At 67.4% G+C, this 15925-nt stretch carries 18 protein-coding genes; 8 read left to right on the forward strand and 10 right to left on the reverse strand.

From position 1 onward, the window contains the following. Window positions 1–102: 102 nt before the first annotated feature. Window positions 103–390, reverse strand: a complete 288-nt coding sequence (eif1A, locus tag MU521_RS04265; RefSeq protein WP_092658708.1) for a translation initiation factor eIF-1A — start codon at window positions 388–390, stop codon at window positions 103–105. Between the two features lie 206 nt (window positions 391–596). On the opposite strand from eif1A, the gene MU521_RS04270 reads away from it, so the two are divergent. Next, the gene (locus MU521_RS04270) at window positions 597–1664 is read left to right on the forward strand and encodes a zinc-dependent alcohol dehydrogenase family protein (RefSeq protein WP_092688296.1); all 1068 of its coding nucleotides are present in this window, start codon (window positions 597–599) and stop codon (window positions 1662–1664) included. 39 nt (window positions 1665–1703) lie between these two features. Here MU521_RS04270 and MU521_RS04275 read toward each other — a convergent pair whose 3' ends face one another. Then, entirely contained in the window at window positions 1704–3461 is a 1758-nt protein-coding gene (locus tag MU521_RS04275) for a carboxypeptidase regulatory-like domain-containing protein (protein WP_092688294.1), read from the reverse strand. Between the two features lie 164 nt (window positions 3462–3625). On the opposite strand from MU521_RS04275, the gene MU521_RS04280 reads away from it, so the two are divergent. Continuing rightward, entirely contained in the window at window positions 3626–3820 is a 195-nt protein-coding gene (locus tag MU521_RS04280; RefSeq protein ID WP_092688292.1) for a DUF7470 family protein, read from the forward strand. On the opposite strand, the gene MU521_RS04285 is transcribed toward MU521_RS04280, so the two are convergent. Both MU521_RS04285 and MU521_RS04290 read right to left on the reverse strand, forming a co-directional pair. Then, a complete protein-coding gene (locus tag MU521_RS04285) occupies window positions 3817–5793 on the reverse strand; it encodes a DUF460 domain-containing protein (protein WP_092688289.1) in 1977 nt (658 codons plus the stop codon). The genes MU521_RS04280 and MU521_RS04285 overlap by 4 nt on opposite strands. An 81-nt stretch (window positions 5794–5874) precedes the next feature. Then, window positions 5875–6291, reverse strand: a complete 417-nt coding sequence (locus tag MU521_RS04290; RefSeq protein WP_092688286.1) for an HIT family protein — start codon at window positions 6289–6291, stop codon at window positions 5875–5877. Between the two features lie 78 nt (window positions 6292–6369). Here MU521_RS04290 and MU521_RS04295 point away from each other — a divergent pair, with 78 nt between their 5' ends. Next, a complete protein-coding gene (locus MU521_RS04295; protein ID WP_092688283.1) occupies window positions 6370–6672 on the forward strand; it encodes a DUF433 domain-containing protein in 303 nt (100 codons plus the stop codon). After that, window positions 6665–7009, forward strand: coding sequence for a DUF5615 family PIN-like protein (locus tag MU521_RS04300; protein ID WP_092688280.1), 345 nt, complete (start codon window positions 6665–6667; stop codon window positions 7007–7009). The genes MU521_RS04295 and MU521_RS04300 overlap by 8 nt, the downstream gene beginning before the upstream one ends. 7 nt (window positions 7010–7016) lie before the next feature. Here MU521_RS04300 and rnz read toward each other — a convergent pair whose 3' ends face one another. Beyond that, a complete protein-coding gene (gene rnz, locus MU521_RS04305; protein WP_092688277.1) occupies window positions 7017–7958 on the reverse strand; it encodes a ribonuclease Z in 942 nt (313 codons plus the stop codon). A gap of 374 nt (window positions 7959–8332) precedes the next feature. Between rnz and MU521_RS04310 the strand changes: the two genes are divergently transcribed. Beyond that, on the forward strand, window positions 8333–9337 hold the full coding sequence (locus MU521_RS04310; protein WP_092688274.1) for an AAA family ATPase: 1005 nt from the start codon (window positions 8333–8335) through the stop codon (window positions 9335–9337). A 141-nt stretch (window positions 9338–9478) separates the two neighbouring features. Here MU521_RS04310 and MU521_RS04315 read toward each other — a convergent pair whose 3' ends face one another. Both MU521_RS04315 and MU521_RS04320 read right to left on the reverse strand, forming a co-directional pair. Beyond that, a complete protein-coding gene (locus MU521_RS04315; RefSeq protein WP_139171052.1) occupies window positions 9479–9619 on the reverse strand; it encodes a rubrerythrin-like domain-containing protein in 141 nt (46 codons plus the stop codon). 49 nt (window positions 9620–9668) lie between these two features. Further along, entirely contained in the window at window positions 9669–10676 is a 1008-nt protein-coding gene (locus MU521_RS04320; protein WP_092688271.1) for a methyltransferase domain-containing protein, read from the reverse strand. 163 nt (window positions 10677–10839) lie between these two features. Between MU521_RS04320 and MU521_RS04325 the strand changes: the two genes are divergently transcribed. After that, complete coding sequence (locus MU521_RS04325; RefSeq protein WP_092658697.1) at window positions 10840–11403, forward strand: TATA-box-binding protein; 564 nt, start codon at window positions 10840–10842, stop codon at window positions 11401–11403. Between the two features lie 36 nt (window positions 11404–11439). Next, window positions 11440–11829, forward strand: coding sequence for a DUF7473 family protein (locus tag MU521_RS04330; protein ID WP_092688268.1), 390 nt, complete (start codon window positions 11440–11442; stop codon window positions 11827–11829). Here the strand turns inward: MU521_RS04330 and MU521_RS04335 are convergent. From MU521_RS04335 to hisG, 3 genes are all read right to left on the reverse strand, one after another. Then, the gene (locus MU521_RS04335; RefSeq protein ID WP_092688265.1) at window positions 11826–12230 is read right to left on the reverse strand and encodes an ArsR/SmtB family transcription factor; all 405 of its coding nucleotides are present in this window, start codon (window positions 12228–12230) and stop codon (window positions 11826–11828) included. The genes MU521_RS04330 and MU521_RS04335 overlap by 4 nt on opposite strands. 90 nt (window positions 12231–12320) lie before the next feature. Further along, window positions 12321–13262, reverse strand: coding sequence for a helix-turn-helix transcriptional regulator (locus MU521_RS04340; RefSeq protein ID WP_092688262.1), 942 nt, complete (start codon window positions 13260–13262; stop codon window positions 12321–12323). A 54-nt stretch (window positions 13263–13316) separates the two neighbouring features. Next, on the reverse strand, window positions 13317–14165 hold the full coding sequence (gene hisG, locus MU521_RS04345) for an ATP phosphoribosyltransferase (RefSeq protein WP_092688259.1): 849 nt from the start codon (window positions 14163–14165) through the stop codon (window positions 13317–13319). A 131-nt stretch (window positions 14166–14296) separates the two neighbouring features. Between hisG and MU521_RS04350 the strand changes: the two genes are divergently transcribed. Next, on the forward strand, window positions 14297–15880 hold the full coding sequence (locus tag MU521_RS04350) for a methyl-accepting chemotaxis protein (RefSeq protein ID WP_092688256.1): 1584 nt from the start codon (window positions 14297–14299) through the stop codon (window positions 15878–15880). Window positions 15881–15925 lie beyond the last annotated feature (45 nt).

Below are 15925 nucleotides of genomic sequence, written 5' to 3' on the forward strand. Positions count from 1 at the left end.
GGTCGCGCGTCGCCTCCCCGCGGCGCTCGCTCACTCCGTTCGCTCGCGTCGACTGTACGTTCTCGGGGAGGCCACGTGGGGCCGGGGAGACAAACATCACCGCTACTCCTGGATGTGTCCCTCCTGTCGAAGCTGGTCGGCCTCCTGTTTCTCGTAGCGCCACGTGATGTCCGCCTTCTCGTCCTGCCAGTCCCACGGTTCGACCAGCACCACGTCGTCCTCGCGGATCCAGATGCGTTTCTGCATCTTTCCAGGGATGCGCGCTGTACGTTCGACACCGTCCATACACCTGACGCGTACCCGGTTCGCACCGAGCATGTTCGTAACGACCGCAAAGACCTCGTCGTCGTCGGGCATACGAAGGTCTTTGCGTCCCTCGTTGTCGCTCATAGTCGCCCCTTCGGCGGGCAGACGGTTTAAGTTTTTCAACACTGAGAGGGGCCGTGGCACCCCACAGAGGGGCCGAAATCGGCGACGTACGCGTGATACCACACCCCACGAAATACAGCCGCATATAACCGGTTAACCCTGAAAACTCCGGGGTATGAAAAGGCCTACCAATGTTTTATTACGGTGTCTCTATTGATACGGGCTGTATGAAAGCAGCAGTCTTTCAGGGGGTAGAGGAACCCCTCGAGATTCAGGACGTGGAGGAGCCGACGGCCGACGAAGACCAGGTGGTCGTCGAGACGGAAGCCTGCGGGATCTGCCGGAGCGACTGGCACGCCTGGAAGGGGGACTGGGGACACATCGGCGTCGTCCCGACGGAGGGGCTGATCTTCGGTCACGAACCGGCCGGCCGCGTCGTCGAGGTGGGGGACAACGTCGATCGGTTCCGCGAGGGCGACATGGTGACCGTCCCGTTCAACCTCTCCGACGGGACCTGTCAGCACTGCCGTGACGGCCGCGGGAACATCTGTGACCGGATGGTCCCACTCGGCTTCCTGCAGATGGCCCCCGGGGCCTTCGCCGAGCGGTTCCCCGTCCGGGAGGCCGACCACAACGTCGTGAAACTCCCCGACGACGTGGATCCAGTCAACGTCGCCGGCCTGGGCTGTCGGTTCGCGACCGCGTTCCACGGCCTGGTCAGCCGTGTCGACGTCACCCCCGGCGACTGGGTGGCCATCCACGGCTGTGGCGGCGTCGGCCTCTCGGCGGTCCACATCGCCGACGCGCTGGGTGCCAACGTGATCGCCGTCGACATCAAGGACGAACAGCTCTGGGCCGCCGAGGAACTCGGTGCCGACGAGATCATCAACGCAACCGACGTAAAGGACGCCGCCCAGGCGGTCAAGGCTCACACCGAAGGGTCCCACGGCGTCGATGTAGCCGTCGACGCACTGGGAGTCGCCCAGACCTGCAAGAACGCCGTCAACTCGCTGGGCAAAGCCGGGCAGCACCTCCAGATCGGTCTCACGACCGGTGAGAACGACGGGAAGGTCGAACTCCCGGTCGACAACATGGTCATGGACGAACGCGAGTTCTACGGCTCCTTCGGGATGCCCCCGAACGAGTACGACCAGATCTTCCGCATGATGTCCCGCGGCAAGATCGACCCCGGCCAGATCGTCACCGAGACCGTCAGCCTCGAGGAAGTGCCGGACATGATCGGCAACATGGGGAACTACGAAACCGTCGGCATCCCCGTCTGTAACGAGTTCTAACTCGCGATCCGTTTGCTTTCTGCTGAAAACGAGCGCCGCCTAGTCCGGCGAGAACGAAAAGGCCGGTCCGTTCGAATCGGTGCCGAAAGCGAAGTCCGCACCACCTGCGTCCGTGCCGAGGTCGAAGCCGGACCCGCCGGTGTCGTCACCGAACCCGAAGGACGGCGTGTCCGAGTCGGTCTCGAAGCCGAACCCGGACCCGCCCGCGTCGCTGCCGAACTCGAACGCCGGTCCGCTCGCGTTCGTCGCGAAGTCGAAGCCGGAACCACTGCTCTCGGTGTCGAACTCGAACGCCGGTCCACTCGACCCCGACTCGTTGAACCCGTCGAACGACCCGTTGGTCTCGTTCCCCATTCCATCGAACATCCCACCGCTCGAATCGTTGCCTGCCTCGAACGTCGGATCGGAGTCCGTCGAGTCGTTGCCGTCCCCGAACGTGGGGTCCGAGTCGCCGGTGGTCTCGTCGGTCCCGCCCCCGTCGGTCCCACCGTCGGTTCCGCCCCCGTCGGAGGTGTTCAGCGACGGGTCGACGGTGAGGACGGTCGAGGCGGCCGCGTCGCCGCTCCGGACGGTGGCGGTATAGCTCCCATCGGCGTCGGCGCTCGCCGTCCACACGAGCGTGAGCGACTGGGTCGCGCCGGCGGCCACCGAGACGAACGTGTCGTCGACGGTCGCGCCGTCGACGACGAGCGAGACCGGCTGGCTGACCGTTTCGTCACGCTGGTTCGTCAAGGACACGTCGACGGCGACCGTGCCGCCCGGCGCGACCGGATCGGACGTACCGGTGATCGCGACCGCGAGCGGTGCCCGGGACGCGTTGCGTTCGGTGAGGGCGAAGTCGGTCTCCGTGGTCCGGCCCGCCTGGACGGCGACCTCGCTGGTGGTCGGCTGGTAGCCGTCGGCGTCGGCGACGACCGTGTACGTGCCTGCGGCCATCGTGAGGTCGAAAGCGCCGTCGGCACCGGTCGAGGCGGACATCGTGCCGTCCAGCGTCGTCACGGTGGCGTTCGGGATCGGCGTCCCGTTCTCGTCGGTGACGGTACCGGCGATTCCCCCGTCGGCCCGGTCGAGCGTGAAGTTCCGCGTCAGCGTCTCACCCGGTAAGAGCGAGACATTCGTCACGCGGAGCTCGTACGCGACGCTCCCGGCTCCGAGGTCGTACTCCCCCGGGTCGACGGAGAGCTGGTAGTTCCCGTCGGCGGCCGGCTGTGTGCGAGCTACGTACTCGTCGGGGAACCCGGCGGTGTCCGCGAACCCGCCGGGCTGGCGCAGGTCGACCAACACCGAACTGATCGGCTCGCCGTCGCTGTCGGTCACCGTCCCCTGGATCGTCGCGGTCACCGTCACGGTCACGTCGACGGTCGTCGTCGTGTTGGCCGTCACGTTCACCGACCGTGTGGCGACCTGCTCGCCGTCGACCGACACCGCGAGCGTGTACGTCCCGGTCTGCACCGCGACCGCGTACCCCCCGGTCGCGTTCGTCGTCGTCGCCGCCGGGCCGACCGAGACGGTCGCATCCGCCACCGCCGCACCACTGCCGTTCGTCACCGTCCCCGTGACGCCCCCGATGGTAATCCCGTCGGTCGTGTCCGTACCGTTCGTCCCGTCAGTCGTGTTCGTGTCGGTCGTGTTCGTCGTGTCCGTCGTATTGGTCTCGTTCGTCTGTATCGTCCCGAGCGACGCGTCCGCTGCGTCGGCTCCTGTCACGGCTGTCCCGCCGACAGCACCCGCAACCCCCACGGCTGCGATAGCGAATGTGACGACGGCAACCACTGCTGCGATCCGTATCTCCCCCATAGTGTTCACTTAATTTCTATATTTTCTGCTTAAAATTTTTCTGTCTGTTTTAATTATAAATTCGTGTCTCGTTCCCGTCGCTCGGGTCGTCGGGACAGCCCCCAGCACCGGCGCTGTCGTGTCGAGTCACGGTTTTTAAGCTACCCGAGATGGGAGGGGAGTGTATGCTTGACAAAATCGGGACGGCTGGGGTTCTGGGGCTGGTCCTCCTGATCGGGGGTATCGGTCTCGTCGCGGTAGAGAACCCACTCGTCGCGGCTGGCATCTGTTTCGCCATCGCGGGCTTGCTACTGGTGGCGTACGGGTTCGTGACGACGATACTGAGCGCGCTCGGGATGGGACTGGGCGACGTGACCTAGCTCTCCGGGCGGTCGGCCCGGTGTTCGCTGATCAGTCGATCCACCATCTGTTCGTTGTTCTGTTTCTCGCGTTCCTCGGCCCGGTCTTCCCAGTCGTCGATGACGGTCTCGACCTCGCTCTCCCGGGCCACCGCGAGTTCGTCGACCTCCTGAATCCCCACGTCCTCGGCGGGGCCAATCGGCACCTCGTGTTCGAAGAGCAGGTCGTCGGCAGCCTCGGAGAGCTGGCCGCCGTCCCGCAGGACCACGCGCGGGTTCACGTCCGCGAGGCGCTGGGCGGTCGACCGACCGGCACCGCTCCCGTCGCGCAGGTAGATCACGTCACCCTCGGCGAGCCCGTAGGCCTCGTCGGCGCGTTCGATTGCGTCTTTCGTGAACTCCTCGATTACCTTCACCGGGACGAGGTCCTGCTGTTTCTCCGATACGTCCGCGAAGTTCGAGTGGTCGAGTTTCCACAGCGCCTTCAGGCGTTCGAGTTTGGTCTCCAGTTCGTCGACCCGCTCGCGCTCCTCGTCGAGTTCCCGTTCGAGCCGTTCGTTCTCCCGCTCTAGCCGCGTGATCTCCCGGCGCTCGCGGGCCTCGCGGCGCTCCTCGCGGCGAGCCTCAGAGAGCTCCTCCTCGTACTCCTCGATCCGGTCGTCCTTGCGCGCGATGGTGTCTTTCAGATCCTCGTTGTGGTCTTCCAGCCGGTCGACCCGCGCTTCGAGGCGATTGATTTTCTTCTCCTCGGCGGTGAGTTCCCGCTCGGTGTGTTCGGTCGTCTCCTCGTCCTCGTCGGGGTCCCGTTCCAGATCAGTGATGACGGCCTCGACGGACTCCTCGCCGGCGACGACGCGGGCCAGCACCTCCCCGAGGTCGAACTGGGGCGGCACTTTCTCCGCGACGCGCTCGAACTGGTCCTCGTGGGCGTCGAACGCCGACAGCGCCGCCGCCAGGGCGTCGCGCTGGTGGTCGTCGTCGTATCCTTCCTCACGGGTGCGGTGTTTCTTCTCGTCGATCGGGAGGTCGCTGGCTGGCACCCACGCGGCGGCCTCGAAGCTCCGACGGATCTTCTCGACGGTCTCGGGCATCGGCTCCACGTCGGCGGCGACGACGATGGGTCGGCCGCGCTCGATGATCCACTCGATCACGTCCGCGGTGTCCGCAGTACGAGTACTGAACACGTCCAGTACCTCGCCGTGCACGTCGACGACGGCCGCCGCGGTGGTCGTCCCGGGGTCGATGCCGACGATGACGTGATCCCGGCGCTTGACCAGCGGCTGGAACTCGATGCCGTCGCGGCGCTCGCGCTCGATTTCGACGCGCACGTCACCCGAGCGGTGCGCCGAGACCGGAATGTCGGCGGGCCGCCCCTCGACCTCGAAGATGGCGTTGGAGAAGCCGCCGTACTTCTCGGTGGCGTCCCGCTCGTAGTCGAGACCGGCGTCGTCCAGTTCGGACTCGACCTCGCGGGTTCGCTTCTTGACTGCCCCGTGAATCCGGCGGGTATAGCGGTCCTCCGACCAGCCCCCCTTACCGGTCGAGCGGCCGCGAGCGACCTTCACGCGGGTGGTGTTCGTGAAGGCCGACACCTCCTGCCCGACGTTCATCGCGGCGAGGCGGGCCGCGGCCTCGGCCTCTTTCATCGGGTCCTTGCCGTAGGGGACGTTGTGCCGGCCGGCGACCCGCGAGAGCGGTTCCGGTCGCTCCGCGCCGGTAACCTGGACGAGTTTCGTCTCGTCGGGGAGCTCGCCGAGGAAGTGGATCAGGGCGTCCTTGTCCGCGGCGAGTTCGTACATGTTGTCCGTGGCGACGATGGCCGGCTCACGGTCGGCGATCAGCCGATTGAGTTTCCGCCGGGAGACCACGTCCCGGCTCACGGACTCGCCGTCGAAGACGACCAGTGCGTACGACGGTGCCGACCCGCGTACGTCACCGCTCTGGATGTCCACCCCGAAGACGACTGCATCGAGCGCGCTCGTGCGGGCGTTCACGACTACCACGGACTAGGAGCCTGCGAGCCATAAACTTCGTGCCGGTCCGACACCCGGGCTGACCGCGAACGGGACGGCGACCTACAGTTCCGCGGCGACCGCGTCGGCGAGTTCGTCCAGCCGCTCGCGCCCGGGCTCGGACCGCTCGAAGCCGAGCGTGACGCTGTCGTCGGCCGTCCGGGGAATGACGTGCAGGTGGACGTGGAACACCTCCTGGCCCGCGACCGCACCGTCCGCCAGGAAGAGGGTGATCCCCTCGGTCGGCACGGAGGACGCTCGCACCGCCGCGGCGATCTCCTGGCCCACCCGAAACAGTCGCCCGCCGGTGTCGGGGTCCAGTCCGTCGAGTCCCGCCGAGTGGGCCTTCGGAATCACCAGCGCGTGGCCCTCCGTGACGGGCGCGATATCCAGGAACGCGAGCGTCTCGTCGGTCTCGTGGACGACGCTGGCCGGCGCGTCACCGGCGACAATGGCACAGAACGGGCAGTCGTCGGGCATAGCGGCGATGGGGCGGGCGAGAGGAAAAGTTCGGTCCCCGGCAGTACGTTTTTTCGGTTGCGGGTCCGAGATGCCGGTATGGCGGAGCGTGACACCCGACGGATCGCTCGTGAGCGCATGGGTGAGCCCCACATTCGTGGTCGACGGATCAGCGTCCGGCAGGTGTACGCGCTCGTCGAAGAACGCGGGGAAGACCCGGAAACCGTCGCGGACCGATACGACCTCGACATCGCCGACGTGTACCACGCGCTCGCCTACTATCACGACCATCCTGCCGAAATGCGAACCGTAGCACGGGAGCGGGACGACGCGATGGTGTCGCTCCGTGAGCGGATCGACCGACCCACCGGCGTCGACCCGGACGCGGATCGAGATGAGTGAGTGGCGGTTTCTCCTCGACGAGAACGTCGATCCGAAGACGGCGACGTATCTGGAGAAAGAAGGGATGTACGCGGAACACGTCCGCGACGCGCTCTGGCAGGGAGCGGACGACGAAACAGACGTACTCCCCTACGCGGTCGAACACGATCTGATCGTCCTGACCAGCGACGTGAAAGATTTCAGTGATCTGGTCCCGGCCGAACACGCTGGCGTGGTGATCCTCTACGACGACACGATGCCCGCGTACGATGTCGCGTCGGACGTGATCGCGATGGTCGACGCGTATCCGGGCCGCGACTCGTTTTCCGGCTACGAGGAACTCGATCCGTGGGTGTGAGCCGACGCTACGTCGCGTCCTCGCCCTCCCCGTCCGGGAAGGGCACGTCGAGTTCGTCCCCGTCGTCGGGGAGGAACGCCTCGCCGTCGAACACCTCGCGGGCTTCGTCTTCCAGTCGCCCGGACTGGCCGGCGTAGCGCGTCGAGACGTGGGTGAGCGCCAGCCGTTTCGCCCCGGCCCGGTTGGCGATCTCGGCGGCCTGTTTCGCCGTCGAGTGGCCGGTCTGGCCCGCCCGCTCGCGGCGGTCCTCGGCGAAGGTGGCGTCGTGGATCAACAGATCCGCGTCGTCGGCGGCTTCGACGACGCCTTCGGTGGGGCAGGTGTCGCCGGTGTAGACGACCCGCCGACCCGGCCGCGGCGGGCCGACGACCTGTTCGGGCTGGACGACGGTGCCGTCGTCGAGTTCCACGGGCTCGCCGTTGTGGAGTTTGCTGTACGCGGGGCCGGGTTCGATGCCGAGTTCCGCCTCGGCCTTCTCGCGGTCGAACCGGCCCTTGCGGTCGTCCTCGACGATGGCGTAGCCGACCGACGTGGCCCGGTGGTCGGTCTCGAACGCCCGGACCTCGAACTCCGCGCCGTCCAGCGCCACGTCGCCGGGTGAGACCTCGTTGACGCGGACGGGAAAGGACGGTTCGTTGCCAGTCACGGTGACCAGATCCCGGATCCGACGGCGGGTGCCCGCCGGCGTGTGGATCGCGACGGGTTCCTCGCGGTCATTGAAGTCCCAGGTCTGGATCAGGCCGGGGAGGCCGAGGACGTGGTCACCGTGGAGGTGGGAGACGAAGACGTGTGAGACAGCGAAGCCGGTGGAAAAACGCATCATCTGACGCTGGGTCCCCTCGGCGGCGTCGAAGAGGAACCGTTCACCTTCCCGGCGGACCATCACCGCGCTCGGGTTGCGCATCGTCGTCGGAACGGCCCCGCTGGTCCCGAGAAAGGTCACGTGCATATCATCGGGGTCGGCCAGAGCAGGTAAACCCGCTTCGAAACGTCTCCGCCCGCGAGCGGTCGTCCGACACAGGTCGGTCGCGAAACAGTGGAAACGCCGTCTTACTCGCGGCGCCACGGCGGCCCAGAACGCACAGCTCCCACAACAGGCTCCGCCGGACGATCCAGACGTCACCTTCGACGACCAGGAGACCGACAGCGGAACACCCGAACCCGGGGACGGCACCCCCGGAGACGTGGCAGACACGTCCGAGCCCGAAGACGGTGACACGCCCGAAGACGAGAACGGCGAGGGGACCTGCCCACTCGCCGCTCGCTCTGTTCGACAGGTGCCGACCGATCGATTCTTACCGGCCGTCCCCGTAGCCGATGCCAATGGACACCCCCCTGTGGACCGAGGAACACGCGCCGGAGATCGACGATCTCCCACAGTCCGGGGTCCGCGAGTCGCTGTGGCGAGCGGTCGACGAACCCCTCAATCTCGTCGTCCACGGCCCGCGCGGGAGCGGCAAGACCGCCGCCGTGCGCGCGCTGGCTCGCGAGACCCACGCCGACCCCGATAACGACTTCGTGGAGATCAACGTCGACGACTTCTTCGGGATGACCAAGAAGGAACTGAGCGAGGACCCGCGCTTCAGTTCGTTCATCACGTCCGAGCGCCGCCGCGAGTCCTCGAAGGCCGACCTCATCAACCACGTCCTCAAGGAGTCGGCCAGCTACTCACCGGTCTCGGGTGAGTACAAGACGATCCTGCTCGACAACGCCGAGTCGATCCGCGAGGACTTCCAGCAGGCCCTGCGCCGCGTGATGGAGAAGTACTACGAGACCACCCAGTTCGTCATCGCGACCCGCCAGCCGTCGGCGCTGATCCCGCCGATCCGCTCGCGGTGTTTCCCCGTCCCCGTGCGCGCACCGACCCACGACGAGACCGTCGATGTCCTCCGGTCGGTCGTCGAGGACGAGGGTGTCGAGCACGACGAAGACGGCCTGGAGTACGTCGCCGGCTACGCCGACGGCGACCTCCGGACGGCGCTACTCTCGGCCCAGACCACCGCCGAGACCGAGGGCGAAATCACCATGGAAACGGCCTACGAAGCGCTCGGCGAGGTCGGCACCGACGACCGCGTCGAGGAGATGCTCGACGACGCCGAGGCCGGCGAGTTCACCGACGCCCGGACGACGCTCGACGACCTGCTGGTCGACGAGGGCTACAGCGGCGAGGAGGTCATGAAAGACCTGCTACGCGTCGCTCGGTCGCGATACGAGGCCGACCGGCTGGCACGACTCCACCAGCTGGCCGGCGAAATCGACATGGACCTGAAAGAAGGGACCAACGAGCGACTCCACGTCTCCCATCTCCTCTCGAAACTGGCCGAGTGAACCGGACTGACCGGCCGCTATCCGGCGACGACTCCGGGAAACACGCCGCCGTCAACGGCTACTCTGCCGCGACTGTCACCGACGACTGCGGCTGGATTGCCGCGACTGTCACCGACGACTGCGGCTGGATTGCCGCAGTCGTCAGCGCGCCACCGTCAGATCCTCCAGATACCCACCGCAGTCAGGACAGAGCCGGTCGTCGACCTCCTCGGTAATACGCTGATCGCAGTCCAGACACTCGTAGTACGGGTCCGTGTCCGGCGTCGGTTCGGTCAGTGGCATCCCTTCGGTTCGAGCAACGACAGCCGCCCTTGTTAATCCCTTGCACAGTTCAACCGTCGGCGCGAGCCAGCACGAGGACGTGCCGGGTCAGCGAGCGATGGACGCGGCGCTCGAACCGATCTGTCACTCGCCAGCCGGCCTCGCGTGCGGCGTCGTCCCAGGCCCGGTCGCCGACGACGACGGCCCGTGGCGCGACCCGGCAGGCCTCGGCGAGCGCACCGGCCACGAGGTCTTCGAGTGGCTGATTGGCGATCTTCGACTGGCGGCCGTATGGCGCGTCGAAGACCACGCCGTCGACCGCGTCGTCGGGGAGCGGGAGCGCCGTCGCATCCCCGCGGAGTGTGTGCCAACTCCCCGGTTCGGGCAGGCCCTCGGGCGACCGTGCGGCCGTGAGGCAGTGCCCGAGGTTCTCTGCCGCGCCGCGGACCATCTTCGACTGGGCGTCCACGCCGAGCACGTCGGCCCCGACCAGCCCCGCCTCGATCAGCCCGCCGCCAGTGCCACACATCGGGTCCAGGATCGTCGTCTCCGGCCCCGCACCCGCGATGTTCGCCAGGGCACGGGCCAGGAGCGGATCCATGCTCCCGGGCTGGAAGAACGGGCGGTCGGTGGGCTGGCGGTCGCCGAAGTCCCTGACGCTCTCGAACGCGAGCCACCCCAGGGCGCACGCGTCGGTGGAAAATACCGCCCGGAGTTCGTGGTCCGGGTCGTCGAGGTCGACGGCGAACCCACGGTCCACGAGGACGGCTCCGAGTTCCCGCTCGGCCGCCTGCGTGTCGACGGCGGAGAGACCGCGCACGTCGCGAGCACGGACCGCGACCGTCCCCGAGCGCTCGATAACGGCGGCCTCCAGCAACGCCCGGGCACTCGCCACATCGGGATCGGTCCGGCCAACGTACTCGCTGGCGCGGTGAGTGTACGCGAGGCCGCGTGTGCGCGCGCCAATACCACGCGCTGTCGCCAGCCCCGGGGCTAGCCGCTGCACGTCCGTCGCGACGGCCGCGGCCTCCCGCCGGGCGAAGGCGTCGTCCTCGCCGGCCAGTTCCAGCAGGTACACGCCCGCAGGTGGCGTCCTGTGGCCTATACGCCTTCCGGTCGGACGCCCCGGCCCCAGTCCGCCGACCGGCCGCGGCGAAGCCACCGAGACTGGTAAGCACAGCGACCTATCATCGACAGGTACCAAACTTTATAAACCTTAAATACGTGTTTTAAGTCGAGACATGGTTGACCCCAAGGAAACAATCAATATTGAGAACGTCGTCGCCTCGACCGGCATCGGGCAGGAGCTGGACCTCCAGAGCGTGGCAATGGACCTGGAGGGGGCGGATTACGACCCCGAGCAGTTCCCTGGCCTCGTCTACCGGACCCAGGAGCCCAAGTCGGCGGCACTCATCTTCCGGTCGGGAAAGATCGTCTGTACGGGCGCGAAGAGCACGGACGACGTGCACGAGAGCCTGCGGATCGTCTTCGACAAGCTGCGTGACCTGAACATCCAGGTCGACGAGGACCCCGAAATCGTCGTCCAGAACATCGTCACCTCGGCGGATCTGGGCCGGAATCTCAACCTCAACGCCATCGCCATCGGCCTCGGACTTGAGAACATCGAGTACGAGCCCGAACAGTTCCCCGGGCTGGTCTACCGGCTGGACGACCCCGACGTAGTCGCGCTCCTCTTTGGCTCGGGCAAGCTCGTGATCACGGGCGGCAAACAGCCCGAGGACGCCGAGGAAGCCGTCGACCGGATCGTCTCCCGGCTCGAAGAACTCGGCCTCCTCGACGGATAGCACAGGCTACATACCCGCGCCACGCCAAGCGCGAGTATGCTTCCACTCCAGACCGGCGTGACGGGTGGTGGGCCGCTGGCGATCGTCGTCACCTTCCTGCTCGTCGCCGCCTTCTACGCCGTCACCCTTCACCTGGCGGCGACCTTCTTCATCGGTGACGTACCGAGCCAGCGCGCCGCCTACGTCGCCCCCGCACCCGCTTCCGCCTCCCTGTTGCTCCAGCAGTGGGGCCTGCGCGGGTTCGGTCCCCTCTCACCGAGTCTCGCCGCCGGCATCGCAATCCTCGGGATTCTGGTCGCCGACCTCATCGCTATCAGCTACGTCTACCGGCTGCAGTGGTCGTCGGCGCTCCCGCTCGCCCTGTTGCACTTCGGGTTCGCCGCAGTCCTCGGTGTGGCACTGAACAATATCTTCGGCCTGCTCTAGGCCTCCTCGAAGGCCACGTCGTCGAGCAAGCGACCGAACGTGTCGTTCTCGACGGTACAGACGGCACGCCTGTCCTCGGCGTCGTACGTGATCACGCCCGCAGCGTCGAGCTTCGGCAGGTGGGTGTGGTGGAGCTGGAGACGAACCGTCGCCAGCGGGGGTCGGTCGTCACCGGCCGCAGTTACGTCACGCCGGGCTAGGACCGCCCGTGCGAGGGCGTCGAGCGAGAGCCATCCCCCATTCCGGAGGACCGCGAACGCCGCACGACGATGGGGATGTGCCAGTACGTCGAACAGACGCGAGAGGTCGTCGGATTCGTTGGAGGGTCGTCCTGTCCGACGCCGCCCATCCTGCATGGTCCGGGTAGCCGTCCGCTCGGTCCCCTGAGTATCCTGGCCCATACGCCCCAGAGGGGCGGCCCGCCCCATCAGCATATCCCGTGCACAGTGTGCAGGGGGTGCACGCGCCGCGACAGCGTCACCGCGTCGCGGTTACCACTGCTCGAACGGCGTCGCCTCGGTGCGGTACTCCTCGACGGTGCGTTCGGCCCATCGGCGAGCGCGTTCGTCCTCGGTCGCCACCAGCGCGGCGGGTTGCCCGTCGTCGACCAGGCCGAGTTCGACGGTGTCGGCGTACCGGCCGAGATAGTAGGGGAACTGCCCCTCGTAGACCCACAGCGAGGCCGTCTCGGCCGCCTGCAGGTCCGCGACCTGTTCGCGGTAGTCCGCCTCGCTCCGGAGGTTCTCCGCGACGGCGGGGGTCACCACCAGTTCGAGGTCCGCCCCGGCCTCGGTGACCTGCTGGTGGAGTGCCTCCAGTGCCTGCGCGCAGGTCAGCGGGAACAGCATCCGGAGGTACTCCGCGCCCTCGATGTGTGTGACCTGCTCGTGGATCATCTTCAGCGGGTCGGCCGGGTCCGGCGTCGTCACCGAGACGTCCATGTGCCGGAGGTTCAGGTCGACCGCTCCGGTGTCGACGTGTTCGTAGACCGGCGCGAGTTCCGACGCGGTGTCGACGGTCCGCACCAGGTGGCCGAAGTCCTCGACGACCCACTCGCCGGCCTGCGTTGCGTCGTACTCACGATTTCGTTCCCGAACCCACCCCTGCTCGACCAGCGCGTCGAGGTTACGCTGGACCGTCGTCCGGGCCGCGTCGAACCGCCGCTGGAAGTCGTCACGAGTCAGCGGCCCCGATTCGACCAGCGCGTCCAGGATTCGGACCCGCGTCTCCGAACGCGCGAGGAACTCGACAGCCGCGATGGCCTCGCTCCGCTCGTCCGCCGTCGTCGGAGTCGGCCGCTCACTGCCGACCTGCGGTGTCGCACCGCCAGCGGTCCCGCCGTCCGTCCGTTCGGTCTCGGTCGCGCCGTCGCCCCCCGAAGTCCGCTCCTCGGCCCGCTCGTCTACTTCCGCACCCTCGGTCGCCTCGTCCATATCGCCTTTCGTTTCAGGCTATCTCCACATAAAACCAGCCACACGTCCCAGCTGTCACTCGACCAGCCGCTCGATCTCGGTCACCAGCACGTCCGTCGCCCCTTCTGCCTTGAGGTCGGTGATCGTCTCGAACACCGACCGCTCGTCGACGACCGCGTGGACCGCCACCATCTCCTCGCCCGCGATGTCCATCACCGTCGGGCCGCCCATGCCCGGAATCACGTCCTTCACCGCCTCGACCCGCTCCTCGGGGACGTTCATCATCAGGTAGCGTTTGTCCTCGGCGGTCTTGACCGACGAGAGGGCGGTCCGCACCTGCTCGACCTTCGGGTCGTCCACCACGTCCTCGCGGGCGAACAGGCGGACGGAACTCTCCAGCACGTCGTCGATCACTTCGAGCCGGTTCATCCGGAGGGTCGTGCCGGTACTCGTGATGTCGACGATGGCGTCGGCGATGTCGACGTGTGGCGTGAGTTCGGTCGCACCCGAGACCTCCGCGATGTCGGCGTCGACGCCCTGCTCGTCGAGGTACGCACGGGTGACGTTGGGGAACTCGGTGGCGACGGTCCCGCCGTCCAGATCGCCCACGGACTCGACCGGGCCGTCCTCGGGTGCCGCCAGTACGAGCCGGCAGGCCCCGAACTCCAGGTCGAGCAGGTCGACCAGATCGGCCGTCTCGGATTCTCTGACCTGGTCGAGGCCGGTGATTCCCACGTCGGCGGCCCCGTCGCTGACGTACTCGGGGATATCGGCGGCCCGGGCGTAGAGGATCGTGACCTCGGGGTCGACGGTGTCGGCGTAGAGTTTCCGGTCGGCCCCGTCGACGACGTGGAGGCCGGCCCGTTCGAGCAGATCGACCGACGGATCGTGTAAACGCCCCTTGTTGGGCACGGCGATGCGCATACCGACTCTTCCGGACCCGCGGGCAATTGCTTTTCGCACGCCGTCCCGACCGCTCGACCCACCCGAACAGCGTTATCAGCCTCGATACTGCCGGAGCAATCGACTTATACGGCCCCGAGTCACGGGAGAACATGGCAAACGCACTGGACAGACTCTTTCTCTCGCTCCCCGATCCGATTCGGGAGCGGCTCTGGGGAAAATTCGCGTTCGCTCTCGGGACGGTCGCGGTCCTCTCGGTTCTTCTTACGGGCGGTCTCATCGTGGTGTTCGACCTGCCGTGGCTGCCACTGCTGTTGCAGTGGGCGATCCTGATCGGGCTGGCGACCGGCACGAGCATCTACGTCGGCGCGGACTTCATCGGCCAGATGCAACGCGTCGAGCGCAAGGCCAAGGCCATCGGCCAGGGGGAGTTCGACACGCGGGTGACGACGCCACGGGAGGACGAAGTCGGGGAAGTTTTCGACGCGCTGGCGACGATGCGTGACAAACTCCAAGAACGCATCGAGGAGGCCGAACAGGCCGAGGCGACCGCCCAGCGCGAGCGGGAGAAAGCGGAGGCGTTGAGCGCAGAAGCCGAGGAGCTGAACGACCACCTCGAACGGAAAGCCGGGGAGTTCGGCGAGACGATGGCGGCCTGTGCAGACGGCGACCTGACCCGTCGGCTCGACGCCGACGGCGAGAGCGAGGCGCTGGCCCGGATCGCCACGGAGTTCAACGAGATGATGGACGAAATCGAGTCGACGATCCTCGATCTGCGGGCCTTCACCGACGACGTGGCGGCCGCGAGCGACGAGGCCACCGCAGGGACCGACGCGGCCCGCGAGGTCGGGTCGGAAGTCCGGGAACACATCACGGACATCGCCGACGGTGCGAGCGAGCAGGACCGGAAACTCCAGTCGGCCTCCGACGAGATGAGCCAGCTCTCGGCCACCGTCGAGGAGATCGCGGCCACCGCCGACGAGGTGGCCGACGTGTCCGACCGCGCCGCGGAGGCGGGCGACCAGGCCAGAGAAGCCGCCGAGGCGGCCGTCGACGAGATGGACCGCATCACCACCCAGACCACCGAGGCCGTCGACGACGTGGAGGAACTCGACGAGGAGATGGCCGAGATCGACGAGGTCGTCGGCATCATCGAGGACATCGCCGAGCAGACCTCCGTACTGGCGCTGAACGCCTCCATCGAGGCCGCCCGGGCCGGTGAGGCCGGGTCCGGGTTCGCCGTCGTCGCCAACGAGGTCAAAGACCTCGCGGAGGAGACCCAGGCGGCGACCACGGAGATCGCAGAGCGTGTCGAGCGGATTCAGGACCGGACGGACTCGGCCGTCCAGGGCATGCACGAGACCAGCGACCGCGTCGAGGACGGCATGGAGACCATCGCGGCGGGACTCGATTCGCTGGAGCGCGTGGCCGAACTCGTCGCCGACGCCAACCAGGGGATCCAGGAGATCGACGCGACCACCGACGAGCAGGCCGCCCGCACCCAGGAGATCGTCGCGACCGTCGAGGAGGTCGCAGACATCAGCCACCGGACCCGCGAGGAAACCGACGCCGCGACCGAGGCCGTCGACCGCCAGCAGGAGACCCTCGAAGCGGCGACCGACACGGTGGAGGGCGTCGCCGACCGGACCGACGAGTTGCGCGACCTGGCCGACTACTTCGAGGTCGACGCCGACGCCGAGCGCGCGACGCTCGCGGCGGACGGCCGCGGCGATTGAGTGGGAGTCCCCGTCTTTATGCCGTCCGGCCGCGGACGCCCGAGC

The sequence above is a fragment of the Halorientalis regularis genome (genome assembly GCF_023698535.1).
Lineage (GTDB): Archaea > Halobacteriota > Halobacteria > Halobacteriales > Haloarculaceae > Halorientalis > Halorientalis regularis.